The organism is Pseudomonas umsongensis (assembly GCF_002236105.1).
GTDB lineage: Bacteria > Pseudomonadota > Gammaproteobacteria > Pseudomonadales > Pseudomonadaceae > Aquipseudomonas > Aquipseudomonas umsongensis.
The window spans coordinates 1,333,017-1,353,286 of the sequence record NZ_NIWU01000002.1 but is presented as its reverse complement, the minus strand read 5'-3'; the positions used below and the strand labels follow the sequence as shown (position 1 = coordinate 1,353,286).

14 protein-coding genes are annotated in these 20,270 nt (G+C 58.6%); 5 read left to right on the top strand and 9 right to left on the bottom strand.

Going from position 1 to position 20,270, the window contains the following annotated elements:
* The 4 genes from PSUM_RS16540 to PSUM_RS16525 all read right to left on the bottom strand — a co-directional run.
* Positions 1-1,963: xanthine dehydrogenase family protein molybdopterin-binding subunit (locus PSUM_RS16540; protein WP_093935786.1), on the bottom strand; the 1,963-nt coding region annotated here is incomplete at its 3' end.
* Positions 1,964-2,117: 154 nt separating this feature from the next.
* Positions 2,118-4,337, bottom strand: coding sequence for a putative bifunctional diguanylate cyclase/phosphodiesterase (locus PSUM_RS16535; RefSeq protein WP_083348594.1), 2,220 nt, complete (start codon positions 4,335-4,337; stop codon positions 2,118-2,120).
* A 292-nt stretch (positions 4,338-4,629) separates the two neighbouring features.
* On the bottom strand, positions 4,630-5,028 hold the full coding sequence (locus PSUM_RS16530) for a YfeK family protein (protein ID WP_020800297.1): 399 nt from the start codon (positions 5,026-5,028) through the stop codon (positions 4,630-4,632).
* 55 nt (positions 5,029-5,083) lie between these two features.
* The gene (locus tag PSUM_RS16525; RefSeq protein ID WP_083348593.1) at positions 5,084-6,658 is read right to left on the bottom strand and encodes a phospholipase D family protein; all 1,575 of its coding nucleotides are present in this window, start codon (positions 6,656-6,658) and stop codon (positions 5,084-5,086) included.
* A 437-nt stretch (positions 6,659-7,095) separates the two neighbouring features.
* Here PSUM_RS16525 and PSUM_RS16520 point away from each other — a divergent pair, with 437 nt between their 5' ends.
* Positions 7,096-7,641 carry a cytochrome b gene (locus PSUM_RS16520; protein ID WP_083348592.1) on the top strand — a complete coding sequence of 182 codons (546 nt, stop codon included), beginning with the start codon at positions 7,096-7,098 and terminating at the stop codon, positions 7,639-7,641.
* A gap of 1 nt (position 7,642) precedes the next feature.
* Here the strand turns inward: PSUM_RS16520 and PSUM_RS16515 are convergent, their stop codons facing one another.
* Entirely contained in the window at positions 7,643-9,925 is a 2,283-nt protein-coding gene (locus PSUM_RS16515; RefSeq protein ID WP_083348591.1) for a heavy metal translocating P-type ATPase, read from the bottom strand.
* Between the two features lie 349 nt (positions 9,926-10,274).
* On the opposite strand from PSUM_RS16515, the gene PSUM_RS16505 reads away from it, so the two are divergent.
* Together PSUM_RS16505 and PSUM_RS16500 are read left to right on the top strand one after the other, a co-directional pair.
* Entirely contained in the window at positions 10,275-10,817 is a 543-nt protein-coding gene (locus PSUM_RS16505; RefSeq protein WP_020800305.1) for an Hsp20/alpha crystallin family protein, read from the top strand.
* Between the two features lie 213 nt (positions 10,818-11,030).
* Entirely contained in the window at positions 11,031-11,996 is a 966-nt protein-coding gene (locus tag PSUM_RS16500; protein ID WP_083348589.1) for a ribose-phosphate diphosphokinase, read from the top strand.
* 43 nt (positions 11,997-12,039) lie between these two features.
* On the opposite strand, the gene PSUM_RS16495 is transcribed toward PSUM_RS16500, so the two are convergent.
* The 3 genes from PSUM_RS16495 to PSUM_RS16485 all read right to left on the bottom strand — a co-directional run bounded on the left by PSUM_RS16495 (position 12,040) and on the right by PSUM_RS16485 (position 15,313).
* Complete coding sequence (locus tag PSUM_RS16495) at positions 12,040-12,927, bottom strand: universal stress protein (RefSeq protein WP_083348588.1); 888 nt, start codon at positions 12,925-12,927, stop codon at positions 12,040-12,042.
* Positions 12,924-14,297 (bottom strand): MBL fold metallo-hydrolase RNA specificity domain-containing protein, encoded by a 1,374-nt coding sequence (locus PSUM_RS16490; RefSeq protein WP_020800308.1) that lies wholly within the window; start codon positions 14,295-14,297, stop codon positions 12,924-12,926. The genes PSUM_RS16495 and PSUM_RS16490 overlap by 4 nt, the downstream gene beginning before the upstream one ends.
* Positions 14,298-14,392: 95 nt before the next feature.
* Complete coding sequence (locus tag PSUM_RS16485; protein ID WP_083348587.1) at positions 14,393-15,313, bottom strand: universal stress protein; 921 nt, start codon at positions 15,311-15,313, stop codon at positions 14,393-14,395.
* 230 nt (positions 15,314-15,543) lie between these two features.
* Here PSUM_RS16485 and ftsH point away from each other — a divergent pair, with 230 nt between their 5' ends.
* Both ftsH and PSUM_RS16475 read left to right on the top strand, forming a co-directional pair.
* Complete coding sequence (gene ftsH / locus PSUM_RS16480; protein ID WP_083348586.1) at positions 15,544-17,364, top strand: ATP-dependent zinc metalloprotease FtsH; 1,821 nt, start codon at positions 15,544-15,546, stop codon at positions 17,362-17,364.
* 26 nt (positions 17,365-17,390) lie between these two features.
* Complete coding sequence (locus PSUM_RS16475) at positions 17,391-17,828, top strand: potassium channel family protein (RefSeq protein WP_083348585.1); 438 nt, start codon at positions 17,391-17,393, stop codon at positions 17,826-17,828.
* 22 nt (positions 17,829-17,850) lie between these two features.
* Here PSUM_RS16475 and PSUM_RS16470 read toward each other — a convergent pair whose 3' ends face one another.
* On the bottom strand, positions 17,851-20,226 hold the full coding sequence (locus tag PSUM_RS16470; protein WP_083348584.1) for a phosphoketolase family protein: 2,376 nt from the start codon (positions 20,224-20,226) through the stop codon (positions 17,851-17,853).
* Positions 20,227-20,270 lie beyond the last annotated feature (44 nt).

Genomic DNA, 20,270 nt, shown 5'->3' with positions numbered 1-20,270 from the left:
TGACCTGATCCTGGTCGTCCGGCGCCACCAGTTGCGGCGGGCTCCAGAAGGCGGTTTCGCGCAGGCCGCCGCTTTCACCTTCCGGCAGCAGGCCCGGCGACCAGTGGGTCGCACCGGCAATCCGATGGAATGGCGCCACCGCCCCGCCATTGACCACAAAAATCTTGCCGCCGGCGAAACGAATATCTTCGGGACTGGCCTGCAACTGCTCGGCGGCAATCGCGGCGAGGCGATCGCGGATCTTCAGCGCGGCCTTGTAGACGGCACCGGCCACAGCGCCGGCGAAGCGGCTGGAATAGTTGCCCGAGGCAATCGACCAGGCGTCCTTCTGGGTGTCCAGTTCGACGTTGACCACGATGGATTCCAGCGCCACCCCCAGCACTTCGGCGACGACCTGAGCGACGGTGGTTTGATGGCCCTGCCCTTGCGGTGCCGAGGACACGTGCACACTGACGTCACCCAATGGGCCGACGTTGATGGTGGCGGTGGCGACAGCGCCGTTTTTCGGACCGGCCTTGCGCCGCTCTTCGGGTGTCATCGCGGTGGTGATGTAGCCCATGTTGGAAATCGAGGGTTCGATGACGGCGGCATAACCGATGCCATAGATTCGGCCTTCGGCACGCGCCTGATCACGACGCTTGAGCAACTCGTCGAGACCGCCATCAGCGACTGCCAAGGCAATGCCTGCCTGGTAATTGCCGGAGTCGAGCAACGCACCGGCGGCCGCGCGATAAGGGAAGGCATCGGCCGGCACCAGGTTGCGGCGGATCACATCCAACGGATCGAGCTGCAACTGCACGGCGATGTGTTGCAGCAGCCGCTCCAGGGCGAAATACACCTGCGGGCCACCAAAACCACGGTTCAGGCCGGAAGGGGTTTTGTTGGTCAGCACCACGCGGTTGCGCACTTGCAAATTGCGGATCGCGTAGGCCCCCGTCAGGTTGCCGTGCATGCGGTAGAACGTTGCAGGTTCGGGCGCTCTCAGGTAGGCACCACAGTCGTCGATCTGGTCATAACGCAACGCGGTGATACGGCCATCGGCTTCTACCGCCGCTTCAATCTCGGTCACCCGATTGGTCGCAGAAGAAGCCCCTTGAAGATGTTCCAGACGGTCCTCGACCCACTTCACCGGTGCGCCGACTTTGCGTGACGCCAGGCCCATCATCACGACGTAAGGGAACACGCCTTGCTTGATGCCAAAGCTGCCGCCGGAATCTTTCGGTGTGCGCAAACGCAAGCGGTTGCCAGGCACATTCAGTGCCCGGGCCATGACCGTGTGCAGCGCATAGGGACCCTGGAAATTGGCCAGCACGTCATAGATGCCAGTGGCGCGCTCGTACTGAGCCAGCACCACATAGCATTCAATGGGTGTGCAGGAACTGCGCGGAAACTTCACTTTGAGCGAGACCTTGTGCGGCGCCTGCTCGAACGCCTGTTCCGGCTCGCCATAGCGAAAGTGCCGTTCGTTGACCACGTTGCTGCCGACCGCTTCGTGCAGGATCGGCGCCTGTTCGGCGGTGGCCAGTTCAGGATCGATGATCGGCGACAGCCGCTCGTATTCAACGCGCACACCTTCGATGGCGTCCTCCGCCAGATAGCGGCTCTCAGCGATCACCACGGCCACCGGCTCTCCGACATAACGCACCTTGTCGACGGCGACGCACCAGTGCTCCATCGGCTGACGTACACCTACCGGGAAAGGCAGCGCCCAGCGTTTGACGTCTTCGCCGACCAGCACGCCGTGCACGCCTTTCATCAGCAGCGCTTTGGAGAAGTCCACCGAGGTGATCCGCGCATGAGCGTGGGGCGAACGGATGATCGCCGCATGCAGCGTACCCGGAGGAATGGCAGCGTCATCGGCATAGCAGCCGAGGCCGCGCAACAATGCGGCGTCCTCGACCCGGGCCTGGCGGGCGCCGATGTGGCCGGTCTGGCTTTCGGTAGCAGGTTGGAAACTAGTCATTTTTTCGCGGCTCTTGTTGTTTTGCAGCGCGATAGCGTTAGAGCCGAGTGTGTGAGAAAGGCGCAGGGAGCGCCTTGCCTGGGGAGATGGAGTTCTGCGCCAGGGTCTGAAAATTTGCCTTAGCGTCTGATTTTCAGGATGGGGACCGGCCAGGCTAGCCGGTCAGGGATAGGCAAGCGGGATGACGCAGGAACGCTTCGATTTCTGCATAGGGCATCGGTTTGGCAAAGTAATACCCCTGGAAGACATCGCAGTGACTGCCCGTCAGGAAATCCACCTGGGACGCCGTTTCCACCCCTTCGGCGACCACCGTCAGGCTCAGGTGGTGTGCCATGGAGATGATGCCCTGAGTGATGGCGGCATCATGACGATCAGTGCTGATTTCCTGAATGAACGAGCGGTCAATCTTGATCTTGTCGATGGGCAAACGCTTGAGGTAGCTGAGGCTGGAAAAACCGGTGCCGAAATCATCCAGCGCAAGGCGCACCCCCAACGCCCTCAGCCGATGCAACGTCTCGATCGCCTGTTCAGCGTTATGCAACAGAAGTGACTCGGTGATCTCCAGCTCCAGCTGCTCACCACGCAGGCCATGTTTCTCCAAGGTGGCTTGGACACACTGGACAAAATGGCCACGCTGAAAATGCATCGGCGAAATATTCACCGCCATCGAGATGCCCGTGATGCCCTGCTCGCTTAGCTGGCGCAGCTGCGCGCAGGCCGTATCGAGCACCCAAAGGCTCAGCGGGATGATCTGACCACTGTCCTCTGCCACCGGCACAAAAACCGCGGGTGAGATAAATCCTTTTTCCGGATGCTCCCAGCGCAGTAACGCTTCGATCCCGACCACCCGTCCCGTGCGCGCGTCTATCTGCGGTTGATAATGCAGCTTGAACGACTGGGTTTCGATAGCCTTTTGCAGGTCATTGCGCAGGCTCGCATGCTCACAAACGCGCTGATTCAGATCGCTGGTGTACCACTGAAAGTTGTTGCGCCCGTGCTGCTTGGCCTTGTACATGGCCATGTCAGCCTGCTGGATCAGCTGCATCGGCTGCTCGATGTAGCCATCGCTCAGGGTGATGCCGACACTTGCACTCACATGCAGGTCAATACCCTGGATGCAGTAGGGTCTGGCAATGCAGGCCATCAAGCGCTCGGCCACCGGTACAACGTCCTCATCACGAAGCAGGTCCGGCAGCAGCACGATAAATTCATCACCGCCCATGCGCACGATGGTATCGCCGGGACGAACCTGCTGGGTCATGCGCTGCACCACCTCGATCAGCACCTGATCGCCGAAGTAGTGCCCGATCGAATCGTTGATGGATTTGAATCCATCCAGATCGATGCACATTACCGCCAGACGACGCTTGCGCCGACGACTGATGTGACAATCCAGAATCAGCCGGTCTTCAAGCGAAACACGATTAAGCAAACCGGTCAGCCGGTCATGGCTGGCGTTGAAGCTCAGTTGGCGCTCGTAATGCTTCTGCTCGCTGATGTCCCGGGCTATGCCAAACACCCCGACGATCTCGCCGTTGACCATGATCGGCAGGTTAGAGATGTCCAGGGTCAGCAGTTTTTCACTCTCGTCGAATACCCGTGCCTCGAAACGTTGAGGTTCTCCGGCGCGGGCTGCGGAAAAATGCTGGGAGACCCGTTGCAGGTCTTCTTCGAGCACCAGATGGGAAAAGTGATGGCCAATGAAATCGGTTGCGGTCTGCGGTTTGAGCTTCAGCCCTGCTGGATTCACACTCTGGATGTTGCCGGCCAGATCGAGGGCGAACACCGGGTTGGGGTTGTAGGTGAACAATGAGCGAAAACGTTGTTCGCTGGCCTCCAGGCGCTGGCCGTCACGCTCATGGCGGATCGCAACGACTGCCAATTGGGCTGCAAAGGCCAGTCGTTGAATCTGCGCCTCGTCCGGCGCATTGACGCGGTTCTGGTACAGGGCAAATGTACCCAACACGTTGCCCTGATGGGAGAGCAAAGGCACCGACCAGCAGGAACGCAGGTTATGCCCCAACGCCAGGCTGCGGAAACGCTCCCAGTTTGGGTCCCGGGCGATGTCTTCGGTGACCACCAACTCGCGCCGGAACGCTGCGGTGCCGCAGGTGCCTTCCCGGGGACCAATGGCCATTCCATGAATCGCCTCGCTGTACTCGACCGGCAGGCCGGGCGCCGCGCCGCTCAGCAAGTGTGTGCCCGCGGCATCAGTGAGCAGGATAGAGCAGAAGGTTTCGGGGGCCTGTGCGTCGAGCATCTGGCAAATGGCGCAGAGGATGTCGCCCAGATGATGGTCGGTCGCGATCATGCCGAGAATGTCACGTTGCGACTCGGCAAGTGTCTTGCTGTGAGAGCTAGGACGAGTATTCACGATTGTTCCTGAAGACTCTCGAGGTCGTCCGTCTTCAGAGAGCCTGAAATAGTGGGCGGCCGATCACTGTCCACTAGTGCGTCGGACGCGCACTCTATAGAGCAGCGACTCGCTAAAAAAAGACTCAGATCCAACATAAAAAACCGTATCAGATGACCGCCGTCTGGCTGACTTCGCTTTCTCGACGTGCGGCACTTTCTCGGCCAAGGCGAGGCCGCTGGCGCCAACGCGCACCAAGCGACAGACGGCCGTCCTGCTTACCATCCTGCGATCCTGTGCATTCCTTTGCGACTCAATGAAGTTGCCGTTGCCTCTGTAGTTCCCGCTTCAACCAGATGCTTGCCGGTTCTACACCTTGCGAACATCGAACCTCATAATTGCGTCCACTTATACTGCTTTTAGTGGCTGCAAGATCAATGAAGTCTTCTGCACTGTTCAACATGTTCTTGCCTTCGAGGTAATCCAGCTTCTTCTCCAGGTGCGCCCGAGCGCGGGGACCTGGGTATTCGCTTCCATTGCGCACAAACTGACACTCACTGCGTTCGACAAAATCCAGCAAGGCCTTTATCTCTCGAGTGGTTTGAGGTGTGACTTGAGCCTGCACACCCGTGACGATTGCGACGAGGCTGATACCCGCAGCCATCATCAATTGGCTGATAAGCCGCGCCGTGCCACCTACCCACATCCGCATGATTCATCCTGGTCACGAAAGTAAAATGAAGGGAGTGACCTCCAGTATTTTCTCGCTATAACATTTTCTCCAGCCCGATATTGCTGCTGAGCCACGAACTGAAGCGTCGCCACCACCCCCCCGGCTCAGTGGTCAACGTATGTTGTTTGCCGTCATCCTCGGTGACCCAGACCAGCTGTGTATTTTCCAGCAGGACATGATAACTGAGAGGGGGTGCCATGCCTTCCAGGGCCAGTTCGCGCACCCGTCCGGCGAGTTGCGGGTTATCCACCAACACCCCGACTTCGGTGTTCCACAATAATGAGCGCGAATCGAAGTTGTACGAACCAATGAAAGCTTTCTGCTGGTCGAAAATCATCGCTTTGCTGTGCAGGCTGGAATCGGAACTATTGGAGGATCCGTTGTGAAAAAGGTGTGGTCCGTTGTCGCTGTCTCCATTGTCGCCGGACTGGCGGCGTAATTCGAACAACTGCACACCATGCTTGAGCAAGGTTTTGCGATAAGGGGCATAGCCACCGTGCGCGGCAGGCACATCGGTGGCTTCCAGTGAATTAGTCAGCAAGCTGATCGACACGCCAGCGTCGGCACGACGGGTCAAGTACACCAACCCCGGTTGGCCGGGCACCATGTAGGCAGAAACCAATATCAGCTCCTTGGTGACCCCGTTAAGCTCAGGTGCCAACTGGGTGGTCAACAGCAAGTGCGGGGCTGGTTCGCCCTTCGACAAAACCTTACTCGGTGCATCCCACATCGCCTGGTTCCAGGCCCAGATCAGCTCGCGGCGCCAGACAGGCAGGCGCGGGTGAGTGGTGTAGGTCATCAACTGCTGGTACAGAGCAGGATTCTGTTTACGCGTTTCCTCGAGGGATTCGTCCAGTCGGGTCCGGGTATTTTTCAGGTCCCTGGTCGTTGGCCGGGTCGAGAGAAACTGCTCGATCGGCTTGCTCAGGGCACTGTTCCAGTACTGGTCAAAACTATGACCCAACTGTTCTGCAACCGGGCCGACACTGAGCATGTCGATGTCGGTGAAATTCTTGTTGGGCTCGGCATCGAAATACTCATCCCCCAAATTGCGCCCTCCGACGATTGCCACGCTGTTGTCCACCACCCACAATTTATTGTGCATGCGCCGGTGTTGCTGCGACAGGTTCAACAGCCGGCCCATTGTTCGCGTCACGACAGTGCTGCGGCCCAAATGCAGTGGATTGAACACGCGGACCTGAATCTGCGGGTGGGCAGCCAGCGTCGCAATGATTCGTTCCAAGTCATCGCTGGTCGTGTCATCGAGCAAAATCCGCACGCGGACTCCCCGGTCGGCGGCGTCGAGCAGCTCGCTCACCAGTATCCGCGTAGTGATACCGTCGTGGACGATGTAATACTGCAAGTCGAGGCTGCTTTGGGCGTTACGGATCAGCTCGGCGCGTGCTGTGAAAGCCTCTGCACTATCGGATAGCAAGCGAAAGCCCGATTGGCCCTGATGGGGGGCTACCTGGGTCTGAATAGAACGACCGAATGCCGAATCCCTCGCAGGCAACGCCTGACTGGGTTCGTGAGGGACATTGAGTGTCGTGCAGCCACCCGATAGCAAGGCGAGTAACAGGAGAGCTGGCAGCGGCTGTTTGATTCTCACGGAACGTACACCGGGTGCTGGCGATCAGGGATGCCGGATCCCGCAGAATGGACAGTGGGTATCCATCAGCATTCGGGTCGTATCGACCTTGCACACTGTTTCTTCGATCTGCAGTGTTGTTTTTGGAGCGTAGTTCATCCGCTGGCAATTGAAGTATTTGCCCCAGGCGAAAAAGATCGCACCGTCAGCAGTCGGTAAGAAAAAAACTGACTGCCAAAGATTATGAAAATGACACCGCGACGCATTTTCGTACTCACTCTCTTCATTCAGAAGCTGGCGTCGAAGCCACAGCAGTGGTTAATCCGACGCTTCAGCCAATAGAGGAAAAAGGCAACGCCTTTGTGTTGAACAGATCGACCCATTGCTTCTTCAGATTGCCTTAAGGCTTGGCAGGCAGGGTACTGGCTCTTTCGAAGCATCCATCTGTCGAGGCCACCATGACACGCCACTCAACGCCACAGCACTACGGACAACTGACGATCACCCTGCACTGGCTAATGCTGCTGTTGTTTGTCGGTGTATACGCTTGTATCGAAATCAAGGGGTTGATGCCGCGCGGTGGCCATTTGAGGAGCTTTTTTCTGGGGCTGCATGGATTGTTCGGCCTGAGCATCTTCGCCCTCGTCTGGGTTCGTCTGCTCGCACGCCGTCTTGCGCCGCGCCCGCCTATCGCACCGGCTTTGCCCGCCTGGCAAACCGGCATGTCACACTTGATGCATTCGATGCTGTACATACTGATGATCGCCACACCCCTATTGGCTTGGCTGCTGCTATCGGCAGAAGGCAAACCGATGCCCTATTTCGGTTTTTTCCTGCCCTCGCCGATAGAAGTTGATCCGTCATTGGCCAAGCAGTTCAAGCACTGGCACGAACTGCTTGGGAGCACCGGTTATTGGTTGATCGGACTGCACGCGGCGACCGGGTTGATTCATCATTACTGGGTGGGTGACAACACGTTGATCCGCATCCTGCCCAGACGTTGATTCAGCGCCAATCCAGATAGCGAAACAGCTCCTCTTCCTGATCAAAATGCATTCGCACAAGCGTATCCAGCCGAATCAACTGGTGCTGAATCTCATCTGCCGATGCCGTTTCGGGGGCGGCACAGAAGTCACGGCTCATGCGCGCCAGCAGATGGATCAGGCGAAAGATCTCCCGGTGTGCGTGGCTCATGGCTGACATGGGATCCTCGCCTGGCATGCTTTGCGTCAGTTGCGGATACAGTGTGTTTTCGTCTTCACGTTCATGGCGTGCCAGGGTTGTTTGCAGCTTGTTGACCAGCGCCTGCAAATCCGACTGTGCTTGTGCCAATGGACGCCGGGCAAAATCAATGGCCAGTTGATGCAGGTCGCTGAGTACTGAAGACAATGCCTTGTGCTCGTCCTGCAGGTGATCGATCTGTTGCGCTGCCAACTTTTGTTGGCGCACTCCGCGCAGTGGCCCCAATGCACGCAAGGCGTTGATGATGATCGCCACATCGATGCCCTCTTGCACCACGGCACCGATAAGCGGCGGCAGATAACCCAGGGCCGCCACCACCATGGCCAGCAACGACATGCCCATGCCGACCAGCACACCCTGGCGGGCGATGTGACGGGTTTGGCGGGCAATGTCCAATGCCTCCACCAGACGATCGAGACGGTCTACCAGCAGCACCACACCCGCGGCTTGTGCAGAAGCCGTGGCACCACTGGCCCCCATGGCCACGCCGACGTTGGCCGCCGCCAACGCGGGGGCATCATTGATGCCATCGCCGACCATCAAGGTACTGGCGCGCAAACACCCTTCCTGCACCGCTCGCACTTTGTCCTCCGGGATCAGCCCTGCTCGCAGCTCGTCAATCCCGGCGGACAGCGCAACCATTTCGGCGGTTTCCAGGCGATCGCCAGTGAGCATGACGATCCTCTCTATGCCCCGGGCGCGCAGGCGGCGCAGGGTTTGTGGTGTTTCTCGACGCACGTTGTCCGAAAACACCAGCAGGCCGGCAAGTTCTCCATCCACGTCAATAAAGCTTCCACTGCACGCCAGGTAATCCATATGGCGCAACATGGCTGCGCCCCAGTCGGACGCAGGTGCGTCGGCATGAGCAAAAGACAACGTGCCGAAACGCACCCGCCTGCCATCGACCACCCCGCAAAGGCCGGCGCCCGGACTCTCATCCACCTGTCGGGGGATGCTCAGAGGCAATTGACGCTGGCGCGCGGCGTCGACAATGGCCTGGCAGATGGGGTGCGTCGAGGCCTGCGCCAGCGAAGCGGCCAGGCCAAGCAAACGCAAGGGGTCGGCAAGTCCATTGACCTCGATTGATTGCAGACGGGCATGGCCGCTGGTCAGTGTTCCGGTCTTGTCGAGAAACACCTGTTTGACACCGGCCAACGCCTCCAGGGTCGCGCCGTCCTTGATCAGTATTCCGCGCCGCGCCGCCCTCGAAATGCCTGACATGATCGAAATCGGTACCGCCAGTATCAACGGGCACGGCGTGGCTACCACCAATACCGCCAGCGCTCGCAAGGGATCGCCACTCAGTTGCCAGGCCGCTGCGGCAATCAGCAAGGTCAACGGGATGAAGAACAACGCATAACGGTCGGCCAAGCGCACGAATGGCGCGCGTGAACGTCGCGCCTCCTCGGCCAGCCGAACGATCCCGGCATAGGTGCTCTGTGCGGCCGTTCGCGTGGCGCTCAACAGGAGGGGTGCACCGACATTGGAAACACCACTGTGCAGTTGCTCGCCTTCTCGACGAGTGACGGGCAACGATTCGCCGCTGAGTGCCGATTCATCCAGTTCGGCGGTGGGGCTCAGCAGGCGCCCGTCGACCGGTACCACCTCCCCCAGGCGCACCAGCAATGTTTGATTGGGCTGGATCTGTTCTACGGGGATCTCGCGCAACCCGCCCGCCTCCTGCAACCAGGCAAAACGTGGCGCCCGGTCGATGAGGGCACGAAGCTCACGTTCGGCGCGTTGGCTGGTAAAAAACTCCAGGGTACGTCCGCTGGCGAGCATCAAGGCAATCACCGCTGCCACCAGTGTCTGCGCAAAGGCCAGGGCGGCGGTGATCGACAGCAACGCGATCATGTCTACACCGGCCTCGCGCCGGGCCAGACGCCTGACGATCTCGACCAACAGTACCAAGGCCATCACCACGCTTCCTGCGGCCCAGCACATCGACGCCCAGTCCGGTCTTTGCCAAAGGTGTGCAACACCCCCCGCCAGCAGCGTCATGGCGCTGAGCAGGAGCAGCGCGGGATCCAGCCATTTACTGAACATGGAGGTGATTTCCTCGAAGGGCAATTCACGTTGTCGAAGCAAAAACGCCCGTGGCCCATTGAGGTAAAGCTTAGGTCTCGATTGTCTATCGTGTCCGTTTTGGTTGATGGACAGAGGCCTTGGCCAGTGACGAGGTGACAGCGGTATCGGAGCAAACCGTTTTTGCCCTCTTTCTGATTTATATCAAGCGAGTTTTGGGCATTCCCATGGACATTAGAGTCAGCGTTCGCACCATCGCATGGGTGAATGACGCTGGCTTTGCAAGGTCAGCGCCGGGTTGTTTTTTTCAGGGCGGACGGGTGTACGGAATGTTTTGAGCCTGCCCTTTAACCAAGAGGAGTCGTGAAAAATGAGCAATTCCGTGAAAAAAATGCCGATCCAGACCGAAGACAAATCAAGCCAGCATCCAGCGACCTCAGACTTTTGGCGGCCCCTGGAAAAACTGCGGCAACAGGTCGATCACCTGTTCGACGAGTTCAATCGCGGTTCTGGGCTATCGCCCTTCAGCCGTGGGTTGTTTGATGTCGAGCCCTTCTGGCGGCGCGAACTGAGCGGCCATGGCCTGCCTGCCGTGGACATCACCGAGAAAGACAAGAGCTTCGAAATCACTGCCGAACTCCCCGGCATGGATCAAAAGAACATCGAGCTCAAACTGTCCAACGGCAACCTGATCATCAAGGGGGAAAAGAAAGAGGACAAGGAAGAGAAAAGTAAGGGCTATCATCTTAGCGAACGTCACTATGGTTCCTTCGAGCGCACGTTCAGCCTGCCCAAAGGGGTCGATGCCGAGAAGATCGAAGCGAGTTTCAGCAAAGGCGTGCTGAGCATCTCGTTGCCGAAAAAGCCCGAAGCCATGAAGGCCGACAAGGTCGTGCCGATCAAGGCCGATTGACCGCGTAGCTGCCCCCCTGCCGGGAAACCGGCCGGGGGGTTGTTCTTCGGTCGCTTGACCACGACCCTTGTACGCCAGTGCATCAGGATTGGCGTAAGCTGAGCGTGAATACACCTTCATCCGGCGGTTGCCTCCGAGGTCACGGTACATGCGCTTTCTTTTCGAAGTTTCAGGTAAGGCGCATTTCATATCCCGCCTCCAAGGAGCCGCTGCATGCTGACCCTGCCCCCGCTTCTTTTTGCCCTCAAAGGCACTGAAATCTACGCCGGCCGCGTCGCTCAACGGCTTGGTTGCCAACTGGCACGCCACGAAGAGCGTGACTACGAAGACGGCGAACATAAATGCCGCCCGCTGGATCCGGTTGGCGGTCGTGACGTCGTGGTGTTCCATTCCTTGTATGGGGATGGCCAACAGAGCGCAAACGATAAGCTGTGTCGCTTGCTGTTCTTCTGCGGTGCGCTCAAGGATGCCGACGCTCGTCATGTGCAAGTGGTGACGCCCTACTTGTGCTACGGGCGCAAGGATCGCCGCAACCAGCCTCAGGACCCGACCATAACGCGTTATGTAGCCGCCCTTATTGAAGCCAGTGGCGTGGATCGCCTGATCGCCCTGGACGTGCACAATCCGGCAGCGTTTGACAACGCCTTCCGCATTCCAACCAGGAACCTGCAGTGCACCGAATTGTTCGCCGGGCATTTCGCCGGGCTGGTCGACGACGCCGAAGTGGTTGCGGTTTCCCCCGACTCAGGGGGTAGCAAGCGCGCCGAGCAGTTTCGTCAAGCCCTGGAACGGCAACTGGGGCGTCCGGTTGGCAGTGCCCTGATGGAAAAGCACCGCGATCACGCCACGCTGACGGGCACTCTCTTGATCGGTGAAGTCTCAGGCAAGACAGCCATTGTTTTCGACGACCTGATCAGCACGGGTGAAACGCTGACGCATGCCGGCCTCGCCTGCCAAACGGCGGGTGCCGCCCGACTGTTCGCAGCCGCTACCCATGGTTTGTTTACCGCAGGCAGTCGGCTGTTCGACCGGCCTCTTTTTGAACACATTGCGATCGCTGACTCCGTGCCGCCGTTTCGCCTGCCACCTGACTGCGCCACGCGTCACCTGCAGATACTCGACAGCACGGCCCTGACCGCCGCCTTGCTGGCGGAAAATGCTGCCTTTGATCCTGCCTGAGCATTCGCCCGCCCCACCAGGCGAGCGGAACCCCGAGACGACTTCAAACCGCCAGTACGCTGCAGGGCACTTGATACAGGATATGTTCGGTCGTACTGCCCAGAGGATGCTCCAGGCCTTGGTACTGGGTTCTGCCCATCACAATCACATCCACATGATTCTGGCTGGCAAATTCACTGAGTGCCGTGACGGGGTGACCCAAGACGAAATGCCGGCGGTCGGCGGGCACCCCGTATTGCCTGGCGAATGCAAGAAACGACTTTTCCAACGCTTTGCGCACCCCTTTACTCAACGCTGACAGCTTCAAGCTATCGCTCAGCTCTTCCAGGTAGTCTTCTGACATTTCATGGGCATAGAGCAGGTGCAATTCGGCATCACACTGGATGGCCAGGCTGGAGGCCTGTTGAATGATGCGGCCATTGAGTTCGCTGTGCCCGGACTCGCCAGCCGACACGTCCACTGCCGCCACCACCTTGCGGGGCAAGGCGTGACCGGCCCCGCCTACCAGATAAACCGGTACTGGACACTGGTGCAGCAGGCGCCAGTCCAGCGAGTTGAAGAGCGCGCGTTTGAGCACGGATTCATGTTGGATTTCCTTGATCAACAGGTCGGGCTGTAATTCTGCGACGTAATCCAGAATGCCTTGCTTCATTTCATCAGCCCAGGCCACCTCGCTGGTCACGTCGATTCCTTTGCCGCGCAGTATTTTTTCCTGATCCTTCAGCCAATCGCGATGGTCCTGCAGGTAACGTTCCCGGGCCTTTTCCCGGTCGCTATCTTCGAGCAGCGACAACAATTTCAACGATGGAACCAGGGCCGCGATATGCAACCTTGCGCCACTGGCCCGGGCCAATGCCGCAGCATGGGTGATGGCCGGAGAATGACCCAAGGCAAGGTGGATGATGAGTAACAACCGTCGATACTGGCTCATGATTCGACTCCGGGTGTGAGGTCGACGCTATCGCGATACTCCGGCACCGACACCGACCACCCAAGTTCCAGGCTGATACGGCGGCGCAGCGCATCCGATGCGTTTGGCTCGCCATGCACCACAAATGTGTGCTTGGGCGGGCGCTTGAAGCCACGCAACCACTGCATGATTTCATCGGCGTCAGCATGCGCCGACAGGGTTTGCATCGGCACCACCTCAGCGTTTATCGGCACCTCCTTGCCATGGATACGCACCGTTCGAGAGCCCGCTACAATTTGTGCCCCCCGAGTGCCACCGGCCTGAAAGCCCGGCATCAACAGCGTGTTAAGCGGATTGGGAGCCAGCGCCTTGAGGTGGTGGACAACGCGCCCGCCGGTCGCCATGCCGCTGGCGGCGATAATGACCGCCGGGGTGCGTTGCTGATCAAGCGCTCTCGAATCCTCGACCGTGCGGACGAATTGCGCCACATGGCACATACCCTCGCAGTCCTCCAGGGATAACCTGTGCTCGCTGCGAAACCGCTGGTACAGGCCCGTGACGTCGGTGGCCATCGGGCTGTTCAGGTAGATGGGAATATCAGGAATCGCACGTTGGCGTTTCAATTGATAAAGGTGGTACATCAGCAATTGGGCGCGTCCCACCGCGAAGGATGGCACCAGCGTAATACCCCGGCGCAACGCGGTACGGTTGATGACCTCAGCCAATTGCTGTTGCGGCGATTCGTCTGGATGTCTACGGTCGCCGTAAGTCGACTCCACCAGCAGGTAATCCGCCTGTTCGACGGTTTGCGCAGCGAACATCAAAGGATCGTCAGGTCTGCCCAAATCCCCTGAAAACACCAAGGTCTGGCCATCGGCAATCACTTCCACCGTCGCTGCCCCCAGAATGTGCCCGGCGCCCCGCAGCTCAATGGTCATGTCAGGGACAATCTGGACACTGTGGTTCAGCTCCACCGGCCGTAACAACTTCAGTGCATGCTCAGCATCTTGCTCGGTGTAAAGCGCCAATGCCGGGCTGTGCTTTGAAAAGCCATGCCGGTTGGCGAACTCAGCCTCTTCTTCCTGCAACCGGCCACTGTCCAGCAGCAGGATTTTCACCAGCTCACAGGTCGCTGGCGTGGCATATACCGGGCCGCGATAACCATTGCGCACCAGTACCGGCAGATAGCCGCTGTGATCAAGATGGGCATGGGTCAGCACAATGGCGTCGAGGTCGTTGACCGGAAGCTGGAACGGGTCGCGGTTGTGTAATCGCAGTTGCTTGTAGCCCTGGAACAGACCGCAATCGATCAACACATGTTGGTTACGATGTTCCAGCAAGTACTTGCTGCCCGTGACCGTGCCCGCGGCACCCAGAAATGTGATTCGCATGGCCGTTTCCTTGCGCTTGCAGGGGAGCGCTATTGATCGCGCCTTTTGCACCCAGGCAAGTTGATTTTTATCAACTGTGAGCGACAGTGCCCCTTTCAGTCCGGTGGGGGTGATGGCTTGACGATCATCAAACTGCACGGGGCCCTGTTCAATACACGCTCAGCAGTACTGCCAATGAACGGGTCTTTGCCGTAGTGATAAACGGTGCCCAACACCACCACGTCGAATGCATTCTGTTGCGCGAAAAGCACGATGACCTTGTGGGGGATACCGGTCAGCGAGTGTCGGCACGTTTCTTTTATGCAATAGCGCTCAGCAAGCGCTTCGAAGGCTTCTTGCTGCGCATCTTCGATCGCGTCCCTCAAACTGTCATCAAGACTGTCTATCGGCACACTCAATGGTGCATCGCTTATTACAGACCAATGGCTGACGTTGAGTACGTGCAGCGCGGCACCACAGCTTGCCGCTAAGGTAGACGCCACATCGAGTATTCGGTCATTGAGGCCCTGCGTCAGCTCTTCCAGATGGGACAGATCGATCGCTGCGAGGATTTTCAACGGCTTGGGGTGCGCGGCACTGGTCACCAGGTGCAAGTGCGCAGGACATGCGCGCAGCAAGTGCCAGTCCAAAGGTCGATGAAAGGCCCGGTCGAGTGTCGGCACGTAATGAGTATCCTTGATCACCAGATCCGGATGAAAGTCATTCACGTACTCAAGCACGTGCGTCAGGCTCGATCTGGCCCAGACTACTTCGGTGGTCACCTGCATGCCGATGCATCGTTTGAAGCGGGCTTGTTGCTCCAGCCACTGCCGATGCACTTGCAGATAACCTTCCCGCGCCTGGGCCATCGCCTCATGGTCGAGCAGACCCGCCACCGCCAGTGCCGGGACATAATCGAACGCGACAATATGCAAAAACGCACCGGTCGCGCAGGCCAGTGCATAGGCACGCTCAAACGCCGGGGTAAGGGTCATTTCGCCGGGGGCTATCAACAGAATGCGTTTGAGTTTGAGCATCACGTGCCTCTCCCTGAAACGTTCACTGCAAATGCAGTGACCCAAGTATCGGGCGGTACACATTGGGAGCACTGATTTTTGTCAAACAAATCGCTGGCCGTACGCCCTTCCCGTGCTCATGGAGAGATTGTTGATTTACCTCAACCATTTTCCTGCGCCCAGGCGTAGAAAAATACTGACCGGCCATCATCGTTCGTCCCTGGTCGATGCCACGACGCAGAGCCACGCCCATGAAAAAGAATCACCAATGGAACCTGTCTTACTTCGCGATAGCGTTTGTCGTGCTGACCCTGGTTCAAATTCTGTTTTTAGAACGCAATGTCGTGCAAAACATTCCGTACAGTCAGTTTGTGCAATTGCTCAGCGAGCAGAAGGTCAGCGATCTACGGGTCGAGAAAGATCAGATCAGCGGCAAACTGCAAGAGCCTATCAACGGGCATAACCAGTTTTCCACGGTGCGGGTGGATCCGGCGTTAGCGGCTGAACTGGGTCGTTCGGGCGTCGGATTCACCGGGGTCAACGAAAACACGTTGCTCAATGGCCTGCTGGGCTTGCTGCTGCCTTTTGTCCTGATCATGGTGATCTGGCATTTCCTGTTTCGCGGGCTGGCGGAAAAGCAAGGTGTCGGAGGATTGATGAGCATCGGCAAGTCCCGGGCCAAGGTATTTGTGCAGCGCGAGACCGGCGTGACCTTTGCCGATGTGGCCGGCATCGATGAGGCCAAGGCCGAACTGGTGGAAATCGTCTCTTTCCTCAAGGACAAAGCCAAATACTCACGCCTGGGGGCGCATATCCCCAAAGGCACTTTGTTGGTCGGCCCTCCGGGAACCGGCAAGACCCTGGTGGCCAAAGCCATCGCCGGTGAAGCCGGCGTGCCTTTTTTCTCGATATCGGGGTCCGAGTTTGTCGAAATGTTCGTGGGCGTAGGCGCCGCCCGAGTGCATGACCTGTTCGAACAGGCGCGCCAGGCGGCACCTTGCATCATCTTCATCGACGAACTGGATGCACTGGGCAAAATGCGCGGCGTCGGTGCGTTTGGTGGCAATGACGAAAAAGAGCAGACCCTTAATCAATTACTGTCAGAACTGGACGGGTTCGATCCCCGTGAGGGCGTCGTGCTGCTGGCCGCGACTAACCGGCCAGAGATTCTCGACCCGGCGCTGCTGCGGGCCGGACGGATCGATCGGCAGGTGCTGATCGATCGCCCCGATCGAAAAGGCCGCCAGGCAATCCTCAAGGTCCATCTGCAAAAAATCACTGTGGAACCCGCGATCAATGCCGAACAGATTGCCGACCTCACCACCGGCTTTACCGGTGCTGACTTGGCCAATCTGGTCAACGAGGCCGCCATCGTCGCCACGCGTCGTGGAGCGCAAGCGGTCGGTCTCGACGACTTCACGGCCGCCGTGGAACGCATCGTTGCAGGGATTGAACGCAAGAGCAGTGTGCTGCGCCCCGAGGAACGCCAGGTGGTGGCGTATCATGAGATGGGGCATGCCCTGGCTGCCAGCAGTCTTCCGGCCATGGATCCGGTGCACAAAGTGTCTATCGTGCCTCGCGCGATTGGCTCGCTGGGCTATACCCTACAGCGTCCAACCGAAGATCACTTCCTGATCAGTTGCCAGATGCTCAAGGACCGGATCGTTGTCCTGATGGCCGGGCGCGCTGCCGAATACCTCGCTTATGGCCAGATTTCCACTGGAGCTGCCGATGACCTGGCCCACGCAACAGATATCGCCCGGCAATTGATCACCCGGTTTGGCATGAGCGCCGAGCTCGGCCAGTCCGTGCTGGAGCGACAAAACACCACGTACCTGGGTGAACGCATGCCGGCGCAGGGTGATAAAGACTATTCGGAACAGACAGCCAGGGAAGTCGACCTGGGTATTCGCGCCCTGCTCGATGAAGCCTATGGACGAGCCAAGGCGTTGCTCGAAAGTCGTCGAGCCGATCTGGACGCCGGTGCCCATCTGTTGCTTGAAAAGGAAACCTTGTCGCCTGAAGACTTTCCAGCGCTCATACCTGTACAGCGTCCTCCCGATTCATCTTAAATACCCCGTAAAAATGGAGTCTTGCCATGCTGGCAGTCACGCTGATCAATACGCTGGTGGTCATCATCGTTGTAGTGATCCATTACGAATGTCTGTTGCGCTTGAACGATTGGCTGCCTCGGCTCAAGTTGTGGAGCCGCTTCAGAATTGTCGTCGGGGTATTTGGTGCCCTGCTGGCCCATGCGATAGAGGTCTGGTGCTTCGCGCTGGTTTATTACCTGATGGTGCACTCCGGCCGATGGGGCGGCCAATGGGGCGGCCTGACGGGCAACTTCGACGGTACGCTGATGGACTGCGTCTACTTTTCCTTCACGACCTACACGACGATCGGCTTCGGCGATATTTCACCGGTGGGCAACCTCAAGTATTTGACCGGCTTGCAGGCCCTGACCGGGTTGGTGCTGATCACGTGGACCGCATCCTTTCTGTTTCTTGAAATGCAGAAGTACTGGAAGCGCAAGTAATGGTTTTGTCGCCGACCTCCAGTCAGTTGGTTACTCTCGGTGTCCATTGCCAGTTGAGGATTTCGGGCATGTCCTGTCCATGCTCAATGAGGTAGAGCTTGTGTTTTTCCAGGATCGACCAATAGCGTGAGCGCGCGTCTCGCAACTGATCGTGCAACCGGGGCACCCGCTCGATGACGTCCAGCGCCAGCCGAAAACGATCCAGGTTGTTGAGCACTGCCATGTCGAACGGCGTCGTGGTCGCGCCCTCCTCAATGAAGCCCCGCACATGAAAACTCTCATGATTGGTGCGCTTGTAAATCAACCGGTGAATCAGCGCGGGATAGCCATGGAAGGCGAAGATGACCGGTTTGTCGACGGTAAACAGTTCGTTGAATGCCGTGTCCGGTAAACCATGGGGATGCTGGAAGGAAGGCTGAAGCACCATCAAGTCGACGACATTGATCACCCTCACCCGCAAATCCGGTACGTACTCACGCAACAAGGTCACGGCGGCCAGGGTTTCCAGGGTTGGCACATCGCCGGCGCAGGCCATGACGACGTCCGGGTCGTCGTCCTCGTGGCAGGCCCAGCCCCATCGGCCGATACCCGCCTGGCAATGGCGCAGGGCAGCGTCGATTTCCAGCCACTGCCATTCCGGTTGTTTACCGGCGACGATGACGTTGATGTAGTCGCGGCTTTTGAGACAGTGGTCAGTCACCGAGAGCAGGCAATTGGCGTCGGGCGGCAGATAGATGCGCACCACGTCCGACTTTTTGTTCGCCACCAGATCGATGAAGCCCGGGTCCTGGTGGGAGAACCCATTATGGTCCTGGCGCCAGACATGGGAGGTCAGCAGCAAATTCAGCGAGGCGATCGGTTTGCGCCATGGCACCTCGGCGGCGGTTTTCAACCATTTGGCATGCTGGTTGACCATCGAATCGACGATGTGGATAAAGGCCTCGTAACAGGACAGCAATCCATGGCGTCCCGTCAGCAGATACCCTTCGAGCCAACCCTCGCACACTTGTTCACTGAGAATTTCCATCACACGACCATCGGCCGCCAGATTGAGGTCCTCAAGCTCCAGCGGGTCCATCCACGCCTTGGCGCTGACGTCATAGACCGCATCGAGTCGGTTCGAGGCGGTTTCATCCGGGCCAAACAACCGAAAGTTGCTGGCGCCCAGGTTGTTTTTCATGACGTCGCGCAGGTAGGTGCCCATGACCCGTGTCGCTTCGGCCCGCAGGGTGCCGGGGGCGTTGCACTTAACCGCATAGTCGGTAAAACGCGGCAGGTTCAAGGGGCGCAACAAGAGGCCGCCATTGGCATGGGGATTGGCGCTCATGCGCCGCTGTCCGGTGGGCGCCAGGGCGGCCAGCTCGGGGAGCAAGGTGCCGTTGGCATCGAACAATTCATCAGGCCGGTAACTGTTGAGCCATTCCTCCAGCTGGCGCAGGTGCAGCGCCTGGCGGAAATCGGCCAGAGGGACCTGATGTGCCCGCCAAGTCCCCTCGACCCGATGACCGTCGACAAACTTCGGCCCGGTCCAGCCCTTGGGCGTGCGCAGTACCAGCATCGGCCAGAGTTGGCGCTCCGATGGCTCATTCTGCGGATGCTGGCGCGCAACGCGCTGAATCTCGGCAATCTTGAGCGTGATCGTGTCCAGTGTCCTGGCCAGCGCCTGATGCACCGCCATGGGGTCATCGCCTTCGACAAAATAGGGATCGTAGCCATAGCCATACATCAGCGCCGACAGCTCGTCCTCGCTGATTCTGGAGAGCACCGTGGGGTTGGCGATTTTGTAGCCGTTCAGATGCAGGATTGGCAGCACCGCGCCGTCACGCGCGGGGTTGAGGAACTTGTTGGAGTGCCAACTGGCCGCCAGCGTCCCCGTTTCGGCCTCGCCATCACCGATCACGCAAGCGACGATCAAGTCGGGGTTATCGAACGCCGCACCGTAGGCATGGGCCAGGCTATATCCCAGTTCGCCGCCCTCATGAATCGACCCTGGGATTTGCGCCGACACATGGCTGGAAATGCCATACGGCCAGGAAAACTGCCGAAACAGACGGACCAGGCCATTACTGTTGCGCTCCACCGAGGGATAGCACTCGGTAAAAGTGCCTTCCAGATAAGTCTGCGCCACCACCGCCGGCCCGCCATGGCCAGGACCGGCGATGAACAAGATGTTCAGGTCGTGCTGGTTGATCAACCGGTTGAGGTGCGTGTAGATCAGGTTCAATCCCGGCGTCGTGCCCCAATGGCCCAGTAACCGTGGCTTGATGTGCGCCAGGGCCAGCGGCTCCTTCAGCAACGGGTTGTCCTTGAGATAAATCTGCCCGACCGCCAGGTAATTGGACGCCCGCCAATAGGCATCCAGCCCTTCCAGTTGCTCGGTACTCAGACAGTCGCTCATCGCAATTCTCCAGTCGTATCCCGTACACCGATCAATAGGTTGAT

Bases quoted from the DNA above. Each gene is read 5' to 3' on its own strand.
- PSUM_RS16490 (WP_020800308.1), bottom strand. From the start codon at position 14,297: ATGCGAATCACATTTCTGGGTGCCGCGGGCACGGTCACGGGCAGCAAG.
- PSUM_RS16505 (WP_020800305.1), top strand. From the start codon at position 10,275: ATGAGCAATTCCGTGAAAAAAATGCCGATCCAGACCGAAGACAAATCA.
- PSUM_RS16495 (WP_083348588.1), bottom strand. From the start codon at position 12,927: ATGAGCCAGTATCGACGGTTGTTACTCATCATCCACCTTGCCTTGGGT.
- PSUM_RS16515 (WP_083348591.1), bottom strand. From the start codon at position 9,925: ATGTTCAGTAAATGGCTGGATCCCGCGCTGCTCCTGCTCAGCGCCATG.
- PSUM_RS16470 (WP_083348584.1), bottom strand. From the start codon at position 20,226: ATGAGCGACTGTCTGAGTACCGAGCAACTGGAAGGGCTGGATGCCTAT.
- ftsH (WP_083348586.1), top strand. From the start codon at position 15,544: ATGAAAAAGAATCACCAATGGAACCTGTCTTACTTCGCGATAGCGTTT.
- PSUM_RS16485 (WP_083348587.1), bottom strand. From the start codon at position 15,313: ATGCTCAAACTCAAACGCATTCTGTTGATAGCCCCCGGCGAAATGACC.
- PSUM_RS16475 (WP_083348585.1), top strand. From the start codon at position 17,391: ATGCTGGCAGTCACGCTGATCAATACGCTGGTGGTCATCATCGTTGTA.
- PSUM_RS16520 (WP_083348592.1), top strand. From the start codon at position 7,096: ATGACACGCCACTCAACGCCACAGCACTACGGACAACTGACGATCACC.
- PSUM_RS16500 (WP_083348589.1), top strand. From the start codon at position 11,031: ATGCTGACCCTGCCCCCGCTTCTTTTTGCCCTCAAAGGCACTGAAATC.
- PSUM_RS16530 (WP_020800297.1), bottom strand. From the start codon at position 5,028: ATGCGGATGTGGGTAGGTGGCACGGCGCGGCTTATCAGCCAATTGATG.